Source organism: Rahnella sp. ATs2 (genome assembly GCF_051851855.1).
GTDB lineage: Bacteria > Pseudomonadota > Gammaproteobacteria > Enterobacterales > Enterobacteriaceae > Rahnella > Rahnella variigena.
This window is the reverse complement of the sequence record NZ_JBLYPL010000046.1, coordinates 1-4,893: the sequence shown is the minus strand read 5'-3', so window position 1 is coordinate 4,893 and position 4,893 is coordinate 1. Positions and strand designations below refer to the sequence as shown.

Annotated in this window: 5 protein-coding genes and 4 tRNA genes; 2 read left to right on the top strand and 7 right to left on the bottom strand. The window is 47.4% G+C overall.

Annotated elements, in window-relative coordinates; genetic code table 11:
- Positions 1-147: 147 nt before the first annotated feature.
- From ACJY2G_RS25385 to ACJY2G_RS25365, 5 genes are all read right to left on the bottom strand, one after another.
- Positions 148-223, bottom strand: a tRNA-Thr gene (locus tag ACJY2G_RS25385).
- 7 nt (positions 224-230) lie between these two features.
- Positions 231-305, bottom strand: a tRNA-Gly gene (locus ACJY2G_RS25380).
- A 131-nt stretch (positions 306-436) separates the two neighbouring features.
- Positions 437-521, bottom strand: a tRNA-Tyr gene (locus tag ACJY2G_RS25375).
- Positions 522-539: 18 nt separating this feature from the next.
- Positions 540-615, bottom strand: a tRNA-Thr gene (locus tag ACJY2G_RS25370).
- Positions 616-687: 72 nt separating this feature from the next.
- A complete protein-coding gene (locus ACJY2G_RS25365) occupies positions 688-861 on the bottom strand; it encodes a hypothetical protein (RefSeq protein WP_439292373.1) in 174 nt (57 codons plus the stop codon).
- Positions 862-1,001: 140 nt separating this feature from the next.
- On the opposite strand from ACJY2G_RS25365, the gene ACJY2G_RS25360 reads away from it, so the two are divergent.
- Complete coding sequence (locus ACJY2G_RS25360) at positions 1,002-1,538, top strand: GNAT family N-acetyltransferase (protein WP_120164117.1); 537 nt, start codon at positions 1,002-1,004, stop codon at positions 1,536-1,538.
- A gap of 218 nt (positions 1,539-1,756) precedes the next feature.
- Positions 1,757-2,707 carry a type I pantothenate kinase gene (gene coaA, locus ACJY2G_RS25355; RefSeq protein WP_112291820.1) on the top strand — a complete coding sequence of 317 codons (951 nt, stop codon included), beginning with the start codon at positions 1,757-1,759 and terminating at the stop codon, positions 2,705-2,707.
- Between the two features lie 54 nt (positions 2,708-2,761).
- Here the strand turns inward: coaA and birA are convergent, their stop codons facing one another.
- The gene (gene birA, locus ACJY2G_RS25350; RefSeq protein WP_120164118.1) at positions 2,762-3,721 is read right to left on the bottom strand and encodes a bifunctional biotin--[acetyl-CoA-carboxylase] ligase/biotin operon repressor BirA; all 960 of its coding nucleotides are present in this window, start codon (positions 3,719-3,721) and stop codon (positions 2,762-2,764) included.
- Complete coding sequence (murB, locus tag ACJY2G_RS25345) at positions 3,718-4,755, bottom strand: UDP-N-acetylmuramate dehydrogenase (RefSeq protein WP_430320984.1); 1,038 nt, start codon at positions 4,753-4,755, stop codon at positions 3,718-3,720. Before murB ends, birA begins: the two co-directional genes overlap by 4 nt.
- Positions 4,756-4,893 lie beyond the last annotated feature (138 nt).

Here is a 4,893-nt window from a genome sequence, read left to right as displayed (position 1 = left end):
AACGTGCGGTTTGTTACGTTCAAATTTTTCTTTAGACATCGATTGTCCCTCTAAGACACGGTTAAATCGGTGGTATCACCACATCAACCAAGCATTTGCTTGACGAATTAGTTTACAGAAAGAAAATCAGGAGGGAGGATTTGGAAGTGGTGCTGATAGGCAGATTCGAACTGCCGACCTCACCCTTACCAAGGGTGCGCTCTACCAACTGAGCTATATCAGCACATACTTGGAGCGGGCAGTGGGAATCGAACCCACATCATCAGCTTGGAAGGCTGAGGTAATAGCCATTATACGATGCCCGCATCCTGGAACTCGGCTACCTGATTGTTCTGAAGAACTTCGAAGACGGGGAAAAGGACGTGAGACACTTAATTCCTCACCTTCACTTGAAGCGACTCTTTCACTTCAAGCTGCCTCATTGCTAAGGCTTGTATGGTGGTGGGGGAAGGATTCGAACCTTCGAAGTCGATGACGGCAGATTTACAGTCTGCTCCCTTTGGCCGCTCGGGAACCCCACCTAATTGTTAGTACTTGAATGGTGCCGGCACCAAGAGTCGAACTCGGGACCTACTGATTACAAGTCAGTTGCTCTACCAACTGAGCTATGCCGGCATCAAGTGCTGCGCATTCTAGGGAGACTTTAAGGGGTATGCAACAAAAAAATTGCATGCTTTGCGCTATCGCTCATGTTTTATTCAAAAAACCTGTTTTTTTACATTTTAAAGCGTTTAAAGGGTTAAATAACGCGCGAAAATATTGCTTCCCTGCGCGGTGCTGGCAGCTGCTACCTTCTGTTGTTTTCCAGTTGCTCTCTAAAAAACCTTCTTTACCTGCATTTAAGCCTGGCTTATGCACCACAAAAGTACCTTTGCTTCAGTAATGAGCGTGAAAAGCTGCTTTCTCTTTTACGGAGGCTGATTTCACAGCCGAATTTGTTGGCGTAATTTTTGCAACCTCCTTTATGAACGCACTGTTTTTATCATCCAAGGAGTGCAACGATGAAGATTATTATGCTTAATGCCGCGACATTACCGGTCTACAGAGATGAACTCGCGCGATTGCTGGTAGAGGCTAACAGCCAGGGAGCTTCTGCAGGCTTCCCTCACGTTATGGAACAAAAGCAGGCTGAAGATTCATTTCATGATTTGCGCCCTGCTCTTTCTCAAAATGAAGTATTGCTTTGGATTGCCAGAGACGAGCAGGGTGTCGTTGGTACCGTTCAGCTTGATTTAGCCGGTAAGACTGAGCTATCCCATCAGGCTGAAATCAGCACCCTGCTGGTGTGTTCTCGGGCGAGACGTCGCGGTGTGGGACGCAAGTTGATGCGAGTTCTGGAAAACACCGCTCAGGATTTGCGTTGCACTATGCTTTCCTCAGATATGCAGTCAGGCTCAGAGGCTGAAGCTTTCTATCGCTCTCAGGGATATCGCTGCATAGAATGCAGGCACGACACGACCGGCTACAGCCGAAAAAAAGAAGTGGTCTATTACAAGCAGCTCTCCCTCTTTAACCCCGCGTCCTATCCCCATCTCTAGTCCGCTATTGTGCGGTGAATTGCACGCCGCACTACAAGAGACTTTTCCCTGTTTGCATAACTTTCTTAAAAATTTTTAAACTCAATCAAAGAAATCGATAAGTTATAAGAAAAAGATCTCCCCCAAAAATTAAGGTGTCTATAATATGCTGCTGGTTTACTGTCTGGAGTTGGCGTGATCGCCTTTCCTGACCTGCGCTAACAGGCAGACTTTAACTTATGAAAAAAAGAGACCCATCTTTGGCAACTCCTTATCTGCAGTTTGACCGTGCGCAGTGGGCAGCCTTACGTGATTCAGTACCCCTCACGCTTAAAGAAGCGGAAGTGGTAAACCTGAAAGGCATCAACGAGGACTTGTCCCTTGAAGAAGTGGCGCAGATCTACCTGCCGCTTTCGCGCCTTCTCAATTTTTATATCAGCTCCAACCTGCGCCGGCAGGCCGTGCTCGAGCAGTTCCTTGGCACCGACGGGCAAAAAATACCCTATGTGATTGGGATTGCGGGCAGCGTTGCAGTAGGTAAAAGCACCACGGCGCGTGTCCTTCAGGCACTCCTGAGCCGCTGGCCAGAGCATCGTTCTGTTGAGCTGATTACGACTGATGGTTTCCTGTATCCCAATAAGACGCTCCAGGAGCGCGGGATCATGAAGAAAAAAGGCTTCCCGCAGTCTTACGATATGCATCAGCTGGTCAATTTCGTTTCCGAAGTCAAATCAGGTGCTAAGCATGTGACTGCGCCAGTTTATTCACATCTTATTTATGATGTGATCCCGGAGGGGAATAAAGTCATTGAGCAACCGGATATTTTAATCCTGGAAGGGCTTAACGTACTGCAAAGTGGAATGGATTATCCGCACGATCCGCACCATGTATTTGTTTCCGATTTTGTTGATTTTTCAATATACGTTGATGCTCCGGAAGACTTATTACAGGGTTGGTACATTAACCGGTTCCTCAAATTCCGTCAGGGCGCCTTCTCCGATCCAGATTCTTATTTCCATCACTATGCAAAGCTGCCAGAAGAAGAAGCAGTGAATATTGCGACACAGTTATGGAATGAGATTAATGGATTGAATTTAAAAGAAAACATACTACCAACACGTGAGCGAGCCAGTCTGATTTTGACAAAGAGCGCCAATCACGCGGTCGAAAGTGTCCGACTGAGAAAATAAACGTTCATCCATCGATATAACCATAAAGGAGAGCCGGGCTCTCCTTTATTTTGATCAAAGACCACGCAGTGAAATTTCCCCACCGATATAAGGCTTAACGACTCCGTCTTGCTCAAGCAGCAAAGCGCCCTGAGGATCAATTCCACGTTCAATACCATGAATCTCCTGTTCACCGATCAGCAACTTAACCGGACGATCAAGGAAATTATCCAGACCACGCCAGCGGGCGATAAACGGTGTCAGTCCTTCACGCTCAAAATGCAGTAAAGCAGAACGCAGCTCATTTAAAAGTGTGGCAGTAAGTTCATTACGATCTATATTAACGCCGGCTTCCTGCAGGTTAATCCAGCCCTGATTAATCGTATCAGCCGCAGGCTCACGCATTTTGAGGTTAATACCCGCACCGATAACCAGTTGCGCGGCATCTCCGGTTTTACCTGTCAGCTCAACAAGGATCCCCGCCAGTTTACGGTCATTAAGATAAAGATCGTTCGGCCATTTAACCCGGACATCTTTGGCTCCCAGACGCTGAAGCACTTCGGCCATCACTATCCCAATCACCAGACTGAGTCCCATCGCGGCGGCTGGGCCTTGTTCAAGTTTCCAGTACATTGAAAGATAGAGATTGCTGCCAAATGGCGAAAACCATTTGCGGCCCCGGCGACCACGCCCCGCCTGCTGATACTCAGCCACACAGGCATCACCAGAACTCAGCTCGCCGATTCTGTCCATCAGATACTGGTTCGTTGAATCAATGACAGGCAGAACGCTAACCTTTCCAGATGGGAGCATCTCGAGAATTTTAGCTTCATCAAGCAACTGGATCGGATGCGGAAGGCTGTAACCTTTCCCAGGAACGGTAAATATATCTACCCCCCAGTCCCGTACCGTCTGAATATGCTTATTAATCGCCGCACGACTCATTCCCATGGCCGTACCTAATTGCTCACCAGAATGAAACTCGCCATCAGCCAGGATAGAGATTAACTGCAACGGAACCGTAATATCTTTCATGACAACGCCCCTACGGCATTCACTTCGCCCTGAGAGGCGATGAAACGGACTTCTGGTTCAAGCCAGATCCCAAATTTTGCAGCCACAGTATCACGCACGTATTTAGCCAGTGCGCGTACATCTGCGCTGGTGGCATGATCTTTATTAATCAACACTAACGCCTGTTTATCATGGACAGCCGCGCCGCCAATGCTAAAGCCTTTCAGACCAGCCTGTTCTACTAACCAGCCTGCTGCGAGTTTAATTTGCCCATCCGGCTGAGGATAAACAGGCATGGAGGGATACTCTAGACTGATTCTTTTGGCGACAGAGGCATCGACAGTCGGATTTTTATAAAAGCTTCCCGCATTACCCGTCACCGCAGGGTCTGGCAACTTACTTTGGCGCATCGCACATACGGAATCGAAGATCTGGCGGGGAGTCACAGTTTCAGGGCTCAGACGGCTTAAATCACCATAAGTAAGTTTTGGCTGCCATTGTTTTACCAGCTTGAGTCCGACGGCGACGATGGCGTAACCTTCTTTATAGGCATGTTTAAAAATACTTTCACGATAACCGAACTGGCATTCAGCAGACGTTAAACGGGTAACCTTCCCAGCCTTAAGATCCAAAACATCAACGTAATCGCAAATGCTTTGCAACTCGATTCCATACGCGCCGATATTTTGAATGGGGGCCGAACCGACACAACCTGGAATTAAGGCAAGATTCTCAAGACCGGCAATATTATGCTCCAGGGCATAACAAACCAGCTGATGCCAGTTCTCACCAGCCCCCACATGCATGAGCCATTCATTGGCATTTTCAATCAGCTCAATACCTTTAATCCGGTTAAGGACGATGATTCCGGCAAAATCCTCAAGGAAAAGAACATTACTTCCTTCACCTAAAAGCAAAAAGGGCTGCTGCTTTTCCTGCGCCAATTTCCAGGCATTTGATAACTGTTCTGCATTGTGAGCAAAAGTAATTTCAGCAGCATGGGCTGCAAGAGAAAAGGTATTCAGAGACTGAAGAGAAGTGTCGCCAATCGACATAACAATATTACTCATGAGTGACTTAGTTGTGGCTAGTTTAACCGATCCCAAACCCCGTTACTTCGGGTTTTGTGGGCCGTAATGGAGTAACAAACGCCAATACCAGTACAAACATCGAACAAAAAAAACCAAATTCCC

Excerpts from the sequence above, each read along its gene's own strand:
- ACJY2G_RS25360 (WP_120164117.1), top strand. The coding sequence starts at position 1,002 with ATGAAGATTATTATGCTTAATGCCGCGACATTACCGGTCTACAGAGAT.
- coaA (WP_112291820.1), top strand. The coding sequence starts at position 1,757 with ATGAAAAAAAGAGACCCATCTTTGGCAACTCCTTATCTGCAGTTTGAC.
- birA (WP_120164118.1), bottom strand. The coding sequence starts at position 3,721 with ATGAAAGATATTACGGTTCCGTTGCAGTTAATCTCTATCCTGGCTGAT.
- murB (WP_430320984.1), bottom strand. The coding sequence starts at position 4,755 with ATGTCGATTGGCGACACTTCTCTTCAGTCTCTGAATACCTTTTCTCTT.